Origin of the sequence: Pseudomonas sp. JAI115, assembly GCF_014200835.1 — a bacterium.
Lineage (GTDB): Bacteria > Pseudomonadota > Gammaproteobacteria > Pseudomonadales > Pseudomonadaceae > Aquipseudomonas > Aquipseudomonas putida_A.
Genome location: NZ_JACHCY010000014.1, coordinates 127,099 through 144,004, shown reverse-complemented (window position 1 = coordinate 144,004; position 16,906 = coordinate 127,099). Strand labels below are relative to the sequence as shown.

The following is a 16,906-nucleotide window of genomic DNA, read 5'->3' as shown; positions in this document are numbered from 1 at the left end:
GGTTTCCCCATGTGAGAGTAGGTCATCGTCAAGATTAAATTCCGAAACCCCAATTGCGAAAGCAGTTGGGGTTTTGTTTTGCCCGCAGGAAAGTGTTTTCCTGCCAATACAAGCCCTAACTGCTTGTTTTTGCCCTGATCTGACGCGAAATCCAAGCCCGACTGTAGGCCAAAACACGACTAGCCATGGTGGTCGGAAAATGGATAAAGCCATGGGCGGACGAGGGCAGTAGATGGATTTCAACCGGTGCTGATCGTTGCCAGCGCTCAGCCAGTTCCAGCGTGTCATCGCGCAGCGGATCCAGTTCACCGGTGAACATCAACGCCGGTGGCAATCCGCTCAAGTCGCCGTACAGCGGAGACAGTGGCGCCTGCCGGCGTTCATTATCGCTCAATCCTGGAGTCAACAAGCGTAGCGCCTCGACCATTCCCGGGCCGTCGAGTACCAGCGTTTCAGCAGGTGCTGCGTGCACGCTTGGGGTGCCGGCGAGATCGTAAACGCCGTAATAGAGCAGGGCGCCGCTGACCCGCTGCAGCAGATCGGATGATGCTTTGAGCGCTAACAGGGTGGCAGCTGCCAGATGCGCGCCTGCCGATTCGCCTACAACGATTACCGGCAGGCCGACGAACTCCGTGCAATCATCGCTCAACAGCCAGCGTGCAGCGCACAGACAATCCTGCATGAGATCCTCAACTGGCGTATTGACTGCCAACCGATAGTCGACCGATACCACCGCCACGTTGCATGCCTTGACCATGCCGATATTAAGGTCGTCGTTCATCCGTGCATTGCCGATCACCCAGCCGCCACCGTGGTAATCCAGCACCACACCTTGAGCCTTTCCCTGCGGGCGGATGATTCGGACAGGCACTGACACACCTTGCGAATACGCCACAATGTTCTGCGCATGAAGATCATGCTTGAGCGTTTTATCCGCGCTGACAATCTGACTGGCACGCAGCAATGCCTGGATCAAACGCGGCGTCAGCCGATTGCGGATGCGAAAACGCGGCAGCCAGGCGAGCTTGCGATTGAAGCGTTGCATCTGCGCCAGATCACTATCGCTGAACTCAAGCACATTCTTAGCCAAATCTTTCCTCCTTAGATTGCAGCGCCGGCTCAATATTCCCCTCCTGCGGCAATGTCTCAGGCACCGCCAGCCACAACAGCACAAACGCCACTCCGGCAATCACCGCCAGGGTCAGAAATGCCGCGTTGTAACCGGCCTCCTGCAGCACAATGCCCGCCACGCTGGCACTCAATGCTGCGCCCAGACCAAACACCGTCGAGAGAGCGCCTAGGCTGATGTTGAAGTGTCCAGTGCCCAGCGTCAGGTCTTTCACTACCACCGGGAACAGCGCACCGAAGATCCCCGCGCCGACGCCGTCGAGCATCTGCACCGCTACCAACCAGTAAGGGTCGGCGGATAACGTATAAAGCACGCCACGCAGCGGCAGAATCAGGAAGCCTGCGAGTAGCAGCGGCTTGCGTCCCCAAACATCGGCTTTGGCCCCGACCAGCAAGGCGACCGGCACCATGACCAGTTGTGCGGCAACGATACAGGCCGAGGTCAGTGGCGTCGCCATCTGCAAGTTGACCTGCGCCAGTTTCTGGCTCACCAGTGGCAACATCGCCGCATTGGCCAAGTGGAAGAGGGCGCAGCAGATGGCGAACATCAGCAGCGCCTTGTTGGTCAGCAGCACCGCCAATCCCGAAGGCGCCTTGGCGTGAGTGGCGTCGCTGGGGTCAAGTCCCCGGGCCAGATCATGGTTGATCGCATTGGCATCGACGAAGCTCACGGCGATTACACTGCACAGCGCCATGACCGCCATCAGATAGAACACCGCCACCGGCCCGAACAGGTATGCGAATCCACCGGCCAGCAGCGCCGCGCAGGCGTTGCCGGCATGGTTGAAGGTCTCGTTGCGTCCGGTGCGTCGGGTGAACGCGCGCGGCCCGGTGATGCCCAGGGTGATCGCCGAAATGGCCGGAGCGAACACCGATGCCGCGGCGGCGCTCAGCGCTTGGGTGATCGCTACCAGACTGAAGGACGTCACGAAGGGCAATACCACGCAACTGCCGGTCACCAATAACGCGGCAATCGCGATCACTGCTCGTTTACTGCGTGTGTTGTCGACCAGGGCACCGGCGGGCGTCTGGGTGACAAGGGCGGCAATGCCAGCGAGGGTCATCACCAGCCCGATGCTGGCCGGCTCCCAGTGATGAACGGCCAGCAGGTAAATGGCCAGATACGGCCCGAGACCATCGCGCACATCGGCGAGGAAGAAATTCAGGCTGTCCAGCGAGAGGTTGTTGCGACGATCGGTATGAGTGACCACGCTGGCATCTTCAATAAACGAGGTTCGGCGAAATGCCTCAACCTCCGCTAAGTCAGTGACTTGTCGCCAGCGGATTTAGTTTCCTGGCGAATGCCGACGGCACATACTTTTTCGCTCGGCGCTCCCCCCAGCAATGGCAACCCGATCAGGGTCAGACCGATACCGAGTAGCGCGCCGGCACTCAGCGGATCGCCGAACTGCATCCACGCCCACAACAGTGTCACCGGTGGCGTCAGAAACAGCGCGCCACTGATGCGCTGCATGCTGAAACGCTGAAGGCACAGCCTATAAAATCCGTAGCCGCCAAAAGTCGAGAAGATCACCAGCCACAGCACGCCACTGACGAAGTCTGCACTGATCGGCGGGCGCAATTCACCCTCAAGACCTGCCAGCAGCGCGAACACAGGAATCACCGCGCATACCTGAATGAACAGCGCCGTGGTCGCCGGTATTGCAATGCCCGGCCGGGCTTTCTCAAACAAGGTGGCCGCCGCCAGCGACAATACCGCCAGTAACGGCAAGCTGTAGGCCCACAACCCCGCACGGGCCCACTCGACACTCGCAGCGCTGGCCAGCAGCATACCGATCACGCACAGCGCCAAACCCAACCATTGCCAGCCACGTGTGCGCTGCCCCGGAACGCTGCCGGCCAGCAGCACAATTGTCAGTGGCAACAGATTGGCAAACAGCGACGCAGTGCCCGGCGTGACGCCAAGTTGAATCGAGGCGGCAATCGGTCCGATGTAGCCACCCATCGCGAACAGCCCAAGCAGTGCCTGATGCCACATGTCTTTTCCGTGCAAACCACGCAAGCCTGCCCAGGCGAACGGCAGCAACAACAATGCCGCCAATACAAAACGCCACAACGAGGCCAGGTATACGCTGCCCTGATCGGCGACGTAGCGATAGCCAATGAACCCGGAACTCCAGCTGACCACCATTGCCATCAGCAGTAAAAAACGAACAGGCATGACGTTCATCGCATGGCACCTGACAGAGGAATGAGTTCGATGATATGAATCAAGCACTGATGCATTCAAACGATACGATCCGCACCACTGATGCAGGAATTCTCAAGCATGGCCGAAGCCCTTGATATCGAACTGTTGCGCACCTTTCAGGCAATCGTGCGCTTCGGGCAATTTCTCGCCGCCGCGAGTTTCCTCAACAAGAGCCCGTCAGCGGTCAGCCTGCATGTGCGGCGTCTGGAAGCGCTGGCGGGCGGGCGCTTGCTGGAGCGCGATAACCAGACGGTCAACCTCACGCCACTGGGTCGACGCTTCGCCCTGCAGAGCGCCGATTTGCTACGCCACCACGATCAATTGCTGGCGAGTTTCAGCACACCGCTGGCCAGCGGGCGAGTTCGCCTGGGGATTTCCGAGGAATACGCCGGCGCGGTCCTGGGCTGTACGTTGCCGCACCTGTCGGCAGATTTTCCGCACATCGAGCTGGAAGTCGAAACAGGTGCCAGCGGTCGGTTGAGTGCGCGTCTGGAACGCGGGCAACTGGATCTGGCGTTGCTGGTGGTCGTCGCAGACGCGCCGCCATCGACGCGTTGCGTAAGGATGCTGGGCCTGACCCAGCCAGTGTGGGTCGCCGCGCACAATTACACGCAGGATCTCACCCGGCCGGTACCGCTGGCCTTGCACGGCAAGGGTTGTCCCTATCGCAGCGTTGCCGTGGATGCATTGAGCGAGCAGGGACGCCGGTGGCGCGCAGTGATTGTCAGCGCCGGTGCCAGCGCGCTGGAAACAGCCATCGAGGCCGGATTGGCGGTGGGCATTGTTGATCGTGCGCAAGTGCGACCCGGCATGCGCGTGTTGAGCAGTGAGGAGGGATTACCCGAGTTGCCGCTGCACGAGTTGCGCCTGATGCAGGCACCGGGTGAATTGAGTGAGGCGGGGGAGGTTCTGGTGCGCTTGATCGGTGACGGCTTCGTGTTGTGACGCGTTGAGCGACGGCGGCCTCCGGTCAGGGCCGCCGTCAGTCATTACATCAGTTGATCCGCGGATGCTGCTGCACCAACTCCTTGCGCTTGGCTTCCAGTTCGGCGATTTCGGCGTCGATGTCTTCGATTTTCTGCTCGATGTTGTCGTGGTGTTCCTTGAGCAGTTCCTTCGCTTCCTCAAGGTCCGACGCCGCCGGCGCGGCACCGCGCAGCGGTTTGTTGGCGGTCTCTTTCATGGTCACGCCGGTGATCAGGCCGACCACGGCAATCACCATCAGGTAGTAGGCCGGCATGTACAGGTTATTGGTGCTTTCCACCAGCCAGGCCACGGCAGTCGGGGTCAGGCCGGCAATCAGCACCGAGACGTTGAACGCGGCGGCCAGCGCGCTGTAGCGGATGTGTGTGGGGAACATCGCCGGCAGGGTCGAAGCCATGACGCCGATGAAGAAGTTGAGTAGTACCGCGAGGATCAGCAGGCCGGAGAAGATCAGGCCGATCTTGCCGCTGTTGATCAGCATGAACGCCGGAATCGCCAGCAGGAACAGGCCGATGCTGCCGACCACAATGAAGGGTTTGCGGCCAATTTTATCGCTGATAAAACCGATCGCCGGCTGCACGAACAGCATGCCGACCATGATCGCGATGATGATCAACACGCCACGGTTTTCGCTGTAGTGCAGGTTGTGCGACAGGTAGCTCGGCATGTAGGTCAGCAGCATGTAATAGGTGACGTTGGTCACCGCTACCACGCCAATGCAGGTCATCAGACTGCGCCAGTGTTTGGTCGCGACTTCCTTGAACGAGACCTTCGGCCCGCCCGCCAGACCTTCACGGTCGCCTTCTTCGAGTTTCTCGACGTGCTGTTGAAACGCCGGCGTCTCTTCCAGCGCATGCCGCAGATAGAGGCCGATCATGCCCAGCGGCAGGGCGAGGAAGAACGGCAGACGCCAGCCCCATTCGAGGAATTTCTCTTCGCCGATGATCGTCGAGATCAGCACCACCACACCGGCGCCGAGGACGAAACCGGCAATCGAGCCGAAGTCCAGCCAACTGCCAAGGAAACCGCGCTTGCGGTCGGGCGCATATTCGGCGACGAAGATCGAGGCGCCGGTGTACTCACCGCCGACCGAGAAGCCCTGAGCCATTTTCGCCAGCAACAGCAGTATCGGCGCCCAGATGCCGATCGACTCATACGACGGTATCAGGCCGATGGCGAAGGTACTCAGCGACATGATCACGATGGTCGCGGCCAGCACTTTCTGCCGCCCGTACTTGTCACCCAGCGCACCGAAGAACAGGCCGCCCAACGGACGGATCAGGAACGGCACCGAGAAGGTCGCCAGCGCTGCAATCATCTGTACGCCAGGATCGGCGCCGGGGAAGAAGATCTTTCCCAGTGCATAGGCGACGAAGCCGTACACCCCGAAGTCGAACCATTCCATGGCGTTGCCCAGTGCGGCGGCGGTGATCGCCTTGCGCATCTTGGCGTCGTCGACAATCGTGATGTCTTTCAATCCGATGGGATTGACCTTGTTTTTCCTTGATTTCATGCGGGTCACTCATAGCTGAACGGATTCGATGCCATTGTTTTGCTGGCATGGGTTCTTTCCGTCAGATACAAGAAGACACGAAAAAATTCACTGCTCAGGGCATTTTTGTCGTTCGCACCCGCCAAGACGCAGCAGAGCCCACCCGGCGGCGATTACGCAAAAGCACAAGACGTCAGGCTGAAAACCCGGATAATGGCCGCCAATTCGTTTTTGCTCTCTGGTAAACCCGTATGGAAATCAAGGTCAACTTTCTCGACAACCTTCGACTTGAAGCCAAGTTCGACGACTTCACGGTGATCGCCGATCAGCCCATTCGCTACAAGGGCGATGGCTCGGCACCGGGGCCGTTCGACTACTTCCTGGCGTCGTCGGCCTTGTGCGCGGCTTACTTCGTGAAGCTGTACTGCGAAACGCGCAATATCCCGACCGAGAATATTCGCCTGTCGCAGAACAACATCGTCGATCCGGAAAACCGCTACAACCAGATCTTCAAGATCCAGGTCGAACTGCCGGCGGACATTTCCGAAAAGGATCGTCTGGGCATCCTGCGTTCGATTGATCGCTGCACGGTGAAGAAGGTTGTGCAGACCGGTCCCGAGTTTGTGATCGAGGAAGTCGAGAACCTCGACGCCGATGCGCAGGCCTTGCTGATGCCGCATTCGACCTCTGAAGCGGGCACCTACATTGCCGGTAAGGATCTGCCGCTGGAGCAGACCATCGCCAACATGTCGGGGATTCTTGCCGATCTGGGGATGAAGATCGAAATCGCCTCGTGGCGCAACATCGTGCCTAACGTCTGGTCGCTGCACATTCGCGATGCGCACTCGCCAATGTGCTTCACCAACGGCAAAGGCGCCACCAAAGAGGGTGCGCTGGCCTCGGCACTGGGCGAGTTCATTGAGCGCCTGAATTGCAACTTCTTCTACAACGACCAGTTCTGGGGCGAGGACATCGCCACCGCCGAGTTCGTGCATTACCCGAACGAGCGCTGGTTCAAACCCGGCCCGAAAGACGAGCTGCCGCCAGAGATTCTCGACCCATACTGCCTGGACATTTACAACCGCGACGGCGAGCTCAAAGGCTCGCACCTGTTCGACACCAACTCCGGCAACACCCAGCGCGGCATCTGCTCGCTGCCGTTCGTGCGCCAGTCGGATGGCGAGGTGGTGTACTTCCCGTCCAACCTGATCGAAAACCTGTTCCTGAGCAACGGCATGAGCGCCGGCAACACTTTGGCTGAAGCCCAGGTGCAATGTCTGTCGGAGATCTTCGAGCGCGCGGTCAAACGCGAAATTCTCGAAGGCGAGATGGCTTTGCCCGACGTGCCGCAGGAAGTGCTGGAGAAGTACCCAAGCATTCTCGCCGGGATCAAAGGCCTGGAAGAGCAGGGCTTCCCGGTGCTGGTCAAGGACGCGTCGCTGGGCGGTGAATTCCCGGTGATGTGCGTGACCCTGATGAACCCGCGCACTGGCGGCGTGTTCGCCTCGTTCGGCGCGCACCCAAGCCTGGAAGTGGCGCTGGAACGCAGCCTGACCGAACTGCTGCAGGGCCGCAGTTTCGAAGGCTTGAACGATCTGCCGCAGCCGACTTTCTCGGGCCAGGCAGTGACCGAACCGAACAACTTCGTCGAGCACTTTATCGACTCCAGCGGGGTGGTGTCGTGGCGCTTCTTCAGCGCCAAGTCTGACTTTGAATTCGTCGAATGGGACTTCTCAGGTCAAGGCGAAAACTCCAACGCCGAAGAAGCCGCAACCCTGTTCGGCATCCTTGAAGACATGGGCAAAGAAGCCTACATGGCGGTCTACGACGACCTCGGCGCCAACGCTTGCCGGATCCTGGTGCCGGACTACTCGGAAATCTACCCGGTGGACGACCTGATCTGGGACAACACCAACAAGGCCCTGCAATTTCGCGCCGACATCCTCAACCTGCACAGCCTGAGCAAGGTCGGTCTGCGCAACCTTGCTCAAGGCCTGGAAAACAGCGAGCTGGATGATTACACCGACATCACCACGCTGATCGGCATCGAGTTCGACGACAACACGCCGTGGGGCAAACTAACGATTCTGGAACTGCGCCTGCTGATCTACCTCGCCCTGCAGAAATTCGAACAGGCCAAGGATCTGGTCGAAGCCTTCCTGCAATACAACGACAACACCGTCGAACGCGGCTTGTTCTACCAGGCGGTGAACGTGTGCCTGGAAATGGAACTGGACGAGGATCTGGAACTGGCCGATTACGAGGCCAACTTCCGCCGTATGTTCGGCGACGAGCGCATGGACGCGGCGATTGGTTCGGTCAACGGCAGTGTGCGTTTCTATGGTCTGACACCGACCAGCATGAAACTCGAAGGGCTGGATCGTCACCTGCGTCTGATCGACAGTTATAAAAAGCTGCACACCGCGCGGGCTAATGCGGCGGCGTTGAAGCGCTAATAGCAGACGGTCACTTCTGCTGAGTAAACCTGTAGTGAGGGGATTCATCCCCGATGGCGCGTGAAGCGGGCCCGGCTTCTTCAACCAATAAAGAAGCGGGCCTGCTACGCAGTCCATCGGGGATAAATCCCCTCACCACAAATAAGTATTGTGGGGACATGGAGTCGGCAAAATGACTCTCACGAATACTGCTGTGTACTTGAGCGCCAACGCCATGAACCGCATGGTTCAGGACGGCACACTGGACGCCAATCCCGTCTCCGCCGCAAAACCTGCGGCAACCCGCCGCTAATTCTGAGTCCACTGCACAACCCCATGTGGGAGCCGCCAATCCTGAGTCCACCCAATAACCCTGTGGGAGCTGGCTTGCCAGCGATAGGGCAGTTTCAGCCAACATCATTATCGGTGCCGTCAGCGCTTGCACTGCGCCTGCACCACCTGGCAGGTGTTCGGCGTGCCTCCGGAGCGGCTCGCATAACGCATGCAGTTATTCATCGACTTTTTGCGCGCCATGCTCAAGGTATCGCCCCAGGCCAGACCCCCTTCGCCGGAAGTGGGCACGGCTTTGGCGTAGCAGTTCGAGCCGTTGGTGGCGTAGCGCTTGCTCGAACAGCCGGCCGTCAGCGCCATGGCAGTGGTGAGCAGGGTAAATAGCACCCAGGACGAGCATTGGCGTGCGGTGATTGTGGTCATCTGGGTTCCTCGTTGGGTCATGCGCCTCAATTGCCTCGCCGACAGGCGTTGGGCATTATCCAGCAATCGACATAAGGAAGCGTCCCCAATGCGTGCACCCACACTACACCTGATGTGCGGCAAGATCGCCTCGGGCAAATCGACACTGGCCCAATTACTGGCTGAGGAGCACCGCGCGCTGGTGCTCAGTGAGGATCAGTGGCTGTCGCGGCTGTATCCGGAGCAGATCAAATCCGTGGCGGATTACCTTCGATGTGCGCGGCAGATTCGCGGCGTGCTGGGGCCGTTGGTGATCGATGTGCTTAGCGCGGGGGTGAGTGTGGTGCTGGATTTTCCGGCCAATACCGTGGCGGATCGGCAGTGGCTGCGAGGGCTGGCGGATACTGCAAAAGTGCCGCATTGCCTGCACTATCTCGCGGTGGATGACGATACTTGCCGCGCCCGGCTACATGTACGCAATGCGCTGGCCGAACATGAGTTTGCGGCGTCGGATGCAGAGTTTGATTTGATCTCCAGCTACTTTCAGGTGCCGGAGTCGGGCGAGGAGCTGGAGATCGTCATGCACCGCAATCGTTAGCAGGGCTAGCTCCGCAATGAACGCGGGCGGTGGTCAATCCTGAGTCCACCACATAACCCCTGTGGGAGCTGGCTTGCCAGCGATGGGGCCGTGTTAGTGGCCATCACTTTGGCAGGCCCGCCCCAATCGCCAGCAGGCTAGCTCCCACAATGATATCCACCGCCTGATCCACGCTGACATTCGCTGTGTCGAGACACAGAATCGGCTGCGTCCAGGCCTCATATTCGTGATTCTCAACAGAAAACCAACTCGGTGGAGTCAGCCCCGTGATGTCTGATTGCCGATGCTCAACCCGGCGACGATGCTCACGTCGATCCGAGCAAATCACTTCGATGTTGAGCAACGGCGCTCCCGAGCGAGCCGCGATGTCGGCCCACGTCGCGTGCAGAAGTGGATGAAGAACTTGACCTACAACGCCCACATCCGAACCAGGGCAAATTGCAGATCCACAGTGACGCATGTCCGGCCATCCACCCACTCATCTTCGCGAAGGCGACGTCCGGTATTGGTTTCGCGTTCGCCTTTGGCGATGACCAGGACGAACAGGCGGGTGGGGCATTCGAAAGAGCGCAACCGATCAACATCGGCCCGCACTGACCAATCGCCTTCCAGGCACTTGGCCTGCGAGACATCGCCCAGGCATTTGATTTCGGCGACCATCCTCGGCGCGCCGTTGTCGTCCAATGAGTACAGGTCCGCTTTGCGTCGGTCGCCTATCGGCAGATCCGTCCAGATCTCGATCTCATCTTCGAACCAGGCTTGCAGACTGATCTGGGCTTGAATCCAATGCTCGCGGCAACTGTTGAGTTGCAGCACTTGCTCAAGATTCTTCTCCATGCCTTGAAAGGCGCGCTCGAACAAACCGAGCCATTGAGTGGTGTCCATTTCACATTTCCTGTGTCAGTCCATTTGGGGGAGGGATTATGGACGGAATCGCCTTCAACCGAAAACTCCACATTCATCACCGAACCCTGTAGGAGTGAGCCTGCTCGCGATAGCGGTATATCGCTGACATTTGCGTTGTCTGACACACCGCTATCGCGAGCAGGCTCACTCCTACAGTGGCTCTCTGGCAGATACGGACAAAAAACGCAGCCCACGGCCCGATCGCGCAACCATTTCCTTGCGCAGTCGTTCTGTCATATTCGGTATCAATTGATTGCAGATAGTAGCCAGCCCAACGCTAATTCCAATGAGGCTGCACTGTGTTTCAACGTCTTGTGTGTTCGCTGTCCGTTCTGAGCCTGTCCATCGCCGCTGCCCATGCTGCCGAATCCGTCGCGCTCGACACGCCGCGTCTGCAGAGCATCGACAACTTCCGTGATGTCGCCGGCCTGACCACCGGGTATTCCACGGCCCACGACGGCACCATGCGCGGCGGTGTGTTTTACCGCTCCAACGCGATCACGCCATCGGCGGCGGATCTGGCGACCCTCAACAGCCTCGGCATCAAAGCCGTCTACGACCTGCGTACCCCGAGCGAAATCGCCGGCACGCCCGACACGATGCTGAGCGGCGCCACCTACCAGAACATCGACATCATCGGCAGCACCACCTCGGGCGCGAACATCACCAGCGTGTCGTTCAAAAGCGCCGCCGACGCTATCGCCATGATGGAGCAGACCAACCGCGCCTTCGTCAGCGACGCCGGGATGCGCGGTCAATTCGGCAAGCTGTTCAACGAACTGGCTACCACCGACGGCGCACAATTGTTCCATTGCACCGCCGGCAAGGACCGCACCGGCTGGACCGCCGCTGTGTTGCAGAGCATCGCCGGGGTCGACAATGCGACCATCATGGCCAACTACCTCGCTACCAACGACTACACCGCCGCCCGCGTCGCCGCGACTCTTAAAGCGATGCCGCCAAGCATGGCCTCGGTCTACGCGCCGCTGCTCGGCGTGCAGGCCAGTTACCTCCAGGCCGGTCTGGATGAGGTCACCGCCGAATACGGCAGCATGGACAACTACCTCAAACAAGGCCTCGGCCTGTCGCAGGAAACCATCTACGTGTTGCGCGGCAAACTGGTCGAGTACAACAGCCTGCCGGGTCAGGCGGGGTTGATCGGCAACGCCGCTGCCGGTGCCGAATTGCTCCGCGATTTGCAGAACACCAGCCTGTCCGGCACCTACAGCGCCTACAACTACTACCTGCAATCGGCGATTGATGCCGGCACCCTCGACGGTGTCGAGTCCCAGGTCGGCGGCCAGGTTCACGCCGACGCCGCCAGCTACCTGCTGCGCCAGAATGCAATGATCGAGCAAGCCGCCGCGCCCTATGCCAGTGGCTCCGATCTGAAAGTCGGCCAATACCGTTTGTGGACCACCGCGCTGGCTGGTTACCTCGGCACCGACGGCTCGTCCCACGCCGAAAGCAGCAACGAACACAGCCAGGGCCTGATGATCGGCATCACCCAACGTTTCTCCGAACAACTCAGCGCACGCGGCGGCTTCGGCTACAGCAAAGGCACCGTCGGCGGCGCGGGCGGCGAGGCCGATACAGATTTCACCTTCTTTAACCTCGGTGCGCGCTACGGCTTCACCAGCCTGGAACGCGGGCTGTTCGTCGACGCCAACGCCAGCGCAGGCTACGTCGATTACGAGAGCAAACGCGAACTCGGTGGCGGCCTCGGCGCGGCCAAGGGCGACACTCACGGCAACCTCACCGGCGCGACGTTGGCGCTGGGTTACCGCGCACCGGTCAACGGCATGATCCTCGAACCCAGCCTCGGCTTGCGCGTAAGCCACCTCGACCTCAAAGGCTTCCAAGAGAAGGGCAGCGAACTGGCACTCGACATCGACGACAACACCGCCACCCGCCGCAGCGCCGTCGCCAACCTCAACGTTGCATTTGCCCCGGTGGCGATGGGCGCCTGGCAACTGGTGCCGGGCGTACAAGTCGGCTACGAACGCACCCTGGGCAACAACGACGTTAACAGCCAGGGCCACCTGCTGGGCCTCGACATCGAACAACGCGCCGCCTTCGACAACCGCGACCAGTTCAGCGGCGGCGTCAACCTGATGGCCAGCCTCGGCGCGGTCAGCGTCGGCGCAGAAGTCGGTGCCAGCGGAGGCGGTGACAGCCACGGTTTCAGTGGCAGTCTGAAGGCCAGTTACGCGTTCTGAAGCAGGGACAACCGCGCAAGGTCAAGGACGACCACCAATGACAAAGCACCAGCAAAATATGGTGGAGCAGGGAACGGCCAACCCTGAGTCACCGCAAAAATCTGTGGGAGCGGGCTTGCTCGCGAGGAGGCCGTGTCAGTCACCATCACCTCGCTTGACCCGCCGCATTCGCGAGCAAGCCCGCTCCCACATTCAGGCCAGCCGCCAACCCTGAGCCCAGCACATAACCCCATGGCACCGACCAGCCGCAATCTTGAGTCCACCAACTAACCCTGTGGGAGCGAGCTTGCTCGCGAAGGCGTCATGACAGCCAACATCACCATCAACTGATCCAGCGCATTCGCGAGCAAGCCCGCTCCCACATTTGGATCCCCGCCAGCCGTCAATCCTGAGTCCGCCACATAACCCCATGGCACCGACCAGCCGCCGATCTTGAGTCCACCAATTAACCCTGTGGGAGCGGGCTTGCTCGCGAAGGCGCCATGTCAGCCAACATCACCATCAACTGACCCACCAGCATCCCCGCCGATAAACCAATCAACCCCGCCCCCTCAACTGCGCCGGACTCACCCCATACGCCTGTTGAAAATACTGACAAAACCGCCCGACATTACTGAAGCCAAAGCGCAAAGCCACCTCCGTCACCGACGCCGAATGCCGTTGCCTCAGCGCCTCGAAAGCCCGCTCCAGCCGCACCTGCCGCTGATACGCCACAATCGACATCCCGACAAACCGTCGAAACCCCTCCTGCAATGCGCGCTGACTGACATTGCTCAACCGCGCCAACTCCACGCCACTCACCAGTTGCTCCGGATGCGCCTGAATAAACTCCATCGCCAACTTCACATGCCGCGGCGCCACCCTCGGTGCCGGCTGGCGCAACGCCTCGGTAAAATTGTGCGGCCACGCCTCCAGCACCGCATCAATCAACATCTCACGCAACCGCGACGGCATCAGCGTGCCGCTGTTGAGCAACAGATCAAACTCCGTCCCCGTCGCCAGATCAATCAACGCCTTGATCCCCCGGAACGCCGACGTGTGCAGATCCACCACCGGCTCAAACACAATCTTCTGCACAATCGGCCGCCCCAACAACGCCGCCAACCGCTCCGTCAGTTGCCCCCGATTCACCGAAATCCCGTGCTGCGCGTGATCGTCAAGAAACCGCATCGAGCGGATATCCGCCTTATCAATCGCCAACCCCACCTGGGCCACACCGACGGACTCGGTGCGGTGGTTGAACACAATCTTGCCCGCCGTGGGAATTACGAACGTGATCTCGTCCTGCGGGTCGGGAAAGGTCACGGTGAAATCGCCGTGGTAATGCATGCGACGGAAACTGACGCCATCGTGTCTGCCGTAAACGCCGCCGATAATGATGTTGGAGGGGATCGGCGGGGTGTCGGCGTAGCGATTGCCGAAGAGCCGGGAGAAGAGGGCGCCGAAGTCTTCGGAGTGGAGGTTTTCGGAGCGGAGGATGATTTTTTGGCGGGGGTTTGGGGACACCTTGAGGGCACCTTTGGTTGGGGCTCTTGGATAGGGGGATTGCTAGTCGCAGGGGAGGTTAGCAGCTTGGGGTGACAGGTCTGTGACGGGAATTGAGTCGAGGGAGGGGCCGCATGCTGATGCTGCTTCGTTCGCAACTTGGCCGTGGTCTAAAAAACTATTCAGGGCGCTCATGGAATTCAGCAAAAACATCCGCCATGAAATCCATGAAAACGATGGCTCGCTGAGGCAGCAGCCGATTAGCCAGGTAGACAATTTGGATCGGGACGGGGGGCGCCACGTATTCGTTAAGCAGCAATTGAAGATTGCCACTTCTCAGCCCTTCCTCATAAAGCCATTGCGGCCCCTGCGCGATGCCCAACCCTGCATTGACGTACTCACGGATCGCCTCAGGCGAGTTGACACGCAGTCGTCCGGAGATCGGGACATCCGTATCCCTGAACCGCCAGTTGGTTCCAGTGGATAGAAGGGTATAAATGAGGCAGTCGTGTTTCTTCAGGTCATCAGGCGAAGAGGGAGTGCCACGTTTTTCCAAATACGCACGGCTGGCAACGCACACACGCTCGAACCAAGCCAGTGGCCGGGCTCGCATTGCACTGTCCTCCAGGTGACCGATACGAATCGCGAGTTCTACCCCCTCGTCGACCAAATTGACGTAGCGATCATTGATTTGAAGATCGAGCGACAGTTCGGGGTAGCGGCTTAGAAAACTCGCGACGTGCGGTACGATGAAGGTGTGAGCCAATGCGGTCGGGCAAGCGACGCGCAGCAACCCGGACGGCGCTACGTTTCCTCTCAGTGAGGACTCGGACTGTTCCACTGAGTCCAGGATACGCCGCGCATCTGCGTAGTACCGTTCACCCTCGGGCGTGAGCATCAGCTTTCGTGTGGATCGGTGAAGCAGCCTGGTTTGCAAATGGTCTTCAAGCGCAGCGACGTAACGACTGACGCTCGGCTGCCCTAGTCCCAGATCACGCCCCGCAGCAGAAAAACTGCCTGTCTCGACAGCGCGCACAAAACAGCTCATCAGTAACAACCGGTCCATCACACCCCAATTCATGCTGATTTCGCATGAGATCTATTCTATTTGCCCATCTTATCAGTGCACTGGCATGAATACATAGTTGCTCTCAGAGGGCCAGTCGTCCATTTGGCGGCCCAAAAAGAGAGGAAATTCAGATGTCCCGTTTACAAGGCAAGCGTACCCTGATCACTGGCGGTACAAGCGGCATCGGTCTAGAGACCGCGAAGCAATTTCTCGCCGAAGGCGCACGTGTGATCGTCACCGGTGTCAATCCTGAGTCCATGGCAAATGCTCAAGCAATTTTAGGTAGCGAAGTCCTGGTGTTGCGCGCCGACTCAGCTAGCGTCGCAGCCCAGAAGGAGCTGGCGCAGGCCGTTCAGTCTCATTACGGGCAGTTGGACGTTGCCTTCCTCAATGCTGGCGTATCCGTCTGGAGGCCAATCGAAGACTGGAACGAGGAGATGTTTGATCGCTCCTTCGACATCAATGTCAAAGGCCCTTACTTCCTTCTGCAAGCACTGCTGCCGACTTTCTCTAATCCTGCGTCGGTGGTTCTTAACACCTCGATCAGTGCACATCTGGGCGCCGCGAACTCATCCGTTTACGCCGCAACCAAGGCTGCCTTCCTGAATATGTCGAAAACGCTCTCTGGCGAGCTTCTACCGCGTGGTGTTCGAGTCAATGCGGTCAGCCCTGGTCCGATCGACACGCCGCTGTACGACAAGGCGGGTATACCCGATGCCTACCGCGAGCAGGTCAATAAGGAGATTGTCGCGACTATCCCATTTGGCCGTTTTGGCACGCCTGAAGAAGTAGCCAAGGCGGTGCTGTACCTCGCGTCGGACGAGTCTCGCTGGACGGTGGGAACGGAAATTATTGTTGATGGTGGTCGCGCGCTTTAACGAAATAGGCGCGTCTTCGAGTCTGTACATCCCGCTTCCTGCCCGGAAGCGGGAGTTGTCGAAATGACAGTGTTGATGTCCATTAGGCAATACCCTCCGTGGCACCAGGCTAGCTAGCGGCCACAGAGGCCTTACGAGTTACTGCATCGGCACAACATTATCCAACGCCTGATTCACCGCCAACTCCCCGAGCATCACCACCTGCGCAATGCCCAGCAGCGTCTTGCGAATCGGCCCCTCAACCAGCGCCGCGACATCCCCCAACATCACCGTCGCCGAACCCAGTGATTCACTGGCGTTCGCCAGCAATTCCTCGGTGGCGATTTTTGGGTTGGCTAGAAACATGGCGTTGGGTGTGTAGGGCGTGGCCATGATTTGGCTGACGGGGTTGAGGTAGTGGTCGAGGGCGCGTTCGGCGGCTTCGCTAAGTTTTCGGGAATCGGGGGATTCGTAGGGGGAGACCGTTTCGGTTTCGGGTGGGTTCGGTGTGACTTTGAACATGATGAAACTCCTGGGAAAGCGATTAAGGAGCCATCACGCTTCGCTACCAAACGAAGGGTGGCGGCCATGCACAGGTTGGTAGACCGGCCCAGGAGCCCGGCGCGCCCTAGGACGCCCTACGCATGACCACCATAAAACAGGGACGAGAAATCGACCTCTGCATAAGGGGAGCTATGCGACCTGGAAGTGCCGGGCTACCAAACCCGATCGCTGCTTTTCAGCGACCGACCCACGATAGAACCCGCACTCCGGGCGCACAAGCCGGCGGATTCTGGCGTAGTCGTAGGCAATGGCGCAAGGCGTTGT

Annotated in this window: 15 protein-coding genes; 5 read left to right on the top strand and 10 right to left on the bottom strand. The window is 59.5% G+C overall.

What is annotated here, in order from left to right; translation table 11 throughout:
- Nucleotides 1–115: 115 nt before the first annotated feature.
- Genes HDC30_RS23940 through HDC30_RS23930 form a run of 3 tightly spaced genes read right to left on the bottom strand, consistent with a single transcriptional unit; the run spans nucleotide 116 to nucleotide 3,319 of the window.
- A complete protein-coding gene (locus HDC30_RS23940) occupies nucleotides 116–1,045 on the bottom strand; it encodes an alpha/beta hydrolase fold domain-containing protein (RefSeq protein WP_183785367.1) in 930 nt (309 codons plus the stop codon).
- Between the two features lie 37 nt (nucleotides 1,046–1,082).
- Complete coding sequence (locus HDC30_RS23935) at nucleotides 1,083–2,339, bottom strand: MFS transporter (RefSeq protein ID WP_183785355.1); 1,257 nt, start codon at nucleotides 2,337–2,339, stop codon at nucleotides 1,083–1,085.
- Between the two features lie 47 nt (nucleotides 2,340–2,386).
- The gene (locus HDC30_RS23930; protein ID WP_260319962.1) at nucleotides 2,387–3,319 is read right to left on the bottom strand and encodes a DMT family transporter; all 933 of its coding nucleotides are present in this window, start codon (nucleotides 3,317–3,319) and stop codon (nucleotides 2,387–2,389) included.
- Nucleotides 3,320–3,418: 99 nt separating this feature from the next.
- On the opposite strand from HDC30_RS23930, the gene HDC30_RS23925 reads away from it, so the two are divergent.
- The gene (locus tag HDC30_RS23925; protein ID WP_098968353.1) at nucleotides 3,419–4,285 is read left to right on the top strand and encodes a LysR substrate-binding domain-containing protein; all 867 of its coding nucleotides are present in this window, start codon (nucleotides 3,419–3,421) and stop codon (nucleotides 4,283–4,285) included.
- A gap of 49 nt (nucleotides 4,286–4,334) precedes the next feature.
- Here the strand turns inward: HDC30_RS23925 and proP are convergent, their stop codons facing one another.
- Nucleotides 4,335–5,837 carry a glycine betaine/L-proline transporter ProP gene (gene proP / locus HDC30_RS23920; protein WP_027613786.1) on the bottom strand — a complete coding sequence of 501 codons (1,503 nt, stop codon included), beginning with the start codon at nucleotides 5,835–5,837 and terminating at the stop codon, nucleotides 4,335–4,337.
- A 230-nt stretch (nucleotides 5,838–6,067) separates the two neighbouring features.
- Between proP and HDC30_RS23915 the strand changes: the two genes are divergently transcribed.
- Entirely contained in the window at nucleotides 6,068–8,272 is a 2,205-nt protein-coding gene (locus HDC30_RS23915; RefSeq protein ID WP_183785353.1) for an OsmC domain/YcaO domain-containing protein, read from the top strand.
- Nucleotides 8,273–8,683: 411 nt separating this feature from the next.
- On the opposite strand, the gene HDC30_RS23910 is transcribed toward HDC30_RS23915, so the two are convergent.
- The gene (locus HDC30_RS23910; RefSeq protein WP_183785351.1) at nucleotides 8,684–8,965 is read right to left on the bottom strand and encodes a hypothetical protein; all 282 of its coding nucleotides are present in this window, start codon (nucleotides 8,963–8,965) and stop codon (nucleotides 8,684–8,686) included.
- A gap of 88 nt (nucleotides 8,966–9,053) precedes the next feature.
- On the opposite strand from HDC30_RS23910, the gene HDC30_RS23905 reads away from it, so the two are divergent.
- Nucleotides 9,054–9,542 (top strand): ATP-binding protein, encoded by a 489-nt coding sequence (locus tag HDC30_RS23905; RefSeq protein WP_183785349.1) that lies wholly within the window; start codon nucleotides 9,054–9,056, stop codon nucleotides 9,540–9,542.
- 103 nt (nucleotides 9,543–9,645) lie between these two features.
- Here the strand turns inward: HDC30_RS23905 and HDC30_RS23900 are convergent, their stop codons facing one another.
- The gene (locus tag HDC30_RS23900) at nucleotides 9,646–9,885 is read right to left on the bottom strand and encodes a hypothetical protein (RefSeq protein WP_183785347.1); all 240 of its coding nucleotides are present in this window, start codon (nucleotides 9,883–9,885) and stop codon (nucleotides 9,646–9,648) included.
- A gap of 65 nt (nucleotides 9,886–9,950) precedes the next feature.
- Nucleotides 9,951–10,427 carry a hypothetical protein gene (locus tag HDC30_RS23895; protein WP_027613790.1) on the bottom strand — a complete coding sequence of 159 codons (477 nt, stop codon included), beginning with the start codon at nucleotides 10,425–10,427 and terminating at the stop codon, nucleotides 9,951–9,953.
- Nucleotides 10,428–10,747: 320 nt separating this feature from the next.
- Between HDC30_RS23895 and HDC30_RS23890 the strand changes: the two genes are divergently transcribed.
- Nucleotides 10,748–12,667 (top strand): tyrosine-protein phosphatase, encoded by a 1,920-nt coding sequence (locus HDC30_RS23890; RefSeq protein WP_183785345.1) that lies wholly within the window; start codon nucleotides 10,748–10,750, stop codon nucleotides 12,665–12,667.
- 537 nt (nucleotides 12,668–13,204) lie between these two features.
- On the opposite strand, the gene HDC30_RS23885 is transcribed toward HDC30_RS23890, so the two are convergent.
- Both HDC30_RS23885 and HDC30_RS23880 read right to left on the bottom strand, forming a co-directional pair.
- A complete protein-coding gene (locus tag HDC30_RS23885) occupies nucleotides 13,205–14,173 on the bottom strand; it encodes an AraC family transcriptional regulator (protein ID WP_183785343.1) in 969 nt (322 codons plus the stop codon).
- Nucleotides 14,174–14,330: 157 nt separating this feature from the next.
- The gene (locus HDC30_RS23880; protein WP_183785365.1) at nucleotides 14,331–15,218 is read right to left on the bottom strand and encodes a LysR family transcriptional regulator; all 888 of its coding nucleotides are present in this window, start codon (nucleotides 15,216–15,218) and stop codon (nucleotides 14,331–14,333) included.
- Nucleotides 15,219–15,352: 134 nt separating this feature from the next.
- Here HDC30_RS23880 and HDC30_RS23875 point away from each other — a divergent pair, with 134 nt between their 5' ends.
- Nucleotides 15,353–16,099: an SDR family oxidoreductase gene (locus HDC30_RS23875; RefSeq protein ID WP_096796887.1), complete on the top strand. Its 747-nt coding sequence runs from the start codon at nucleotides 15,353–15,355 to the stop codon at nucleotides 16,097–16,099.
- 138 nt (nucleotides 16,100–16,237) lie between these two features.
- On the opposite strand, the gene HDC30_RS23870 is transcribed toward HDC30_RS23875, so the two are convergent.
- Nucleotides 16,238–16,600, bottom strand: coding sequence for a DUF6124 family protein (locus HDC30_RS23870; RefSeq protein WP_183785341.1), 363 nt, complete (start codon nucleotides 16,598–16,600; stop codon nucleotides 16,238–16,240).
- Nucleotides 16,601–16,906: the final 306 nt, after the last annotated feature.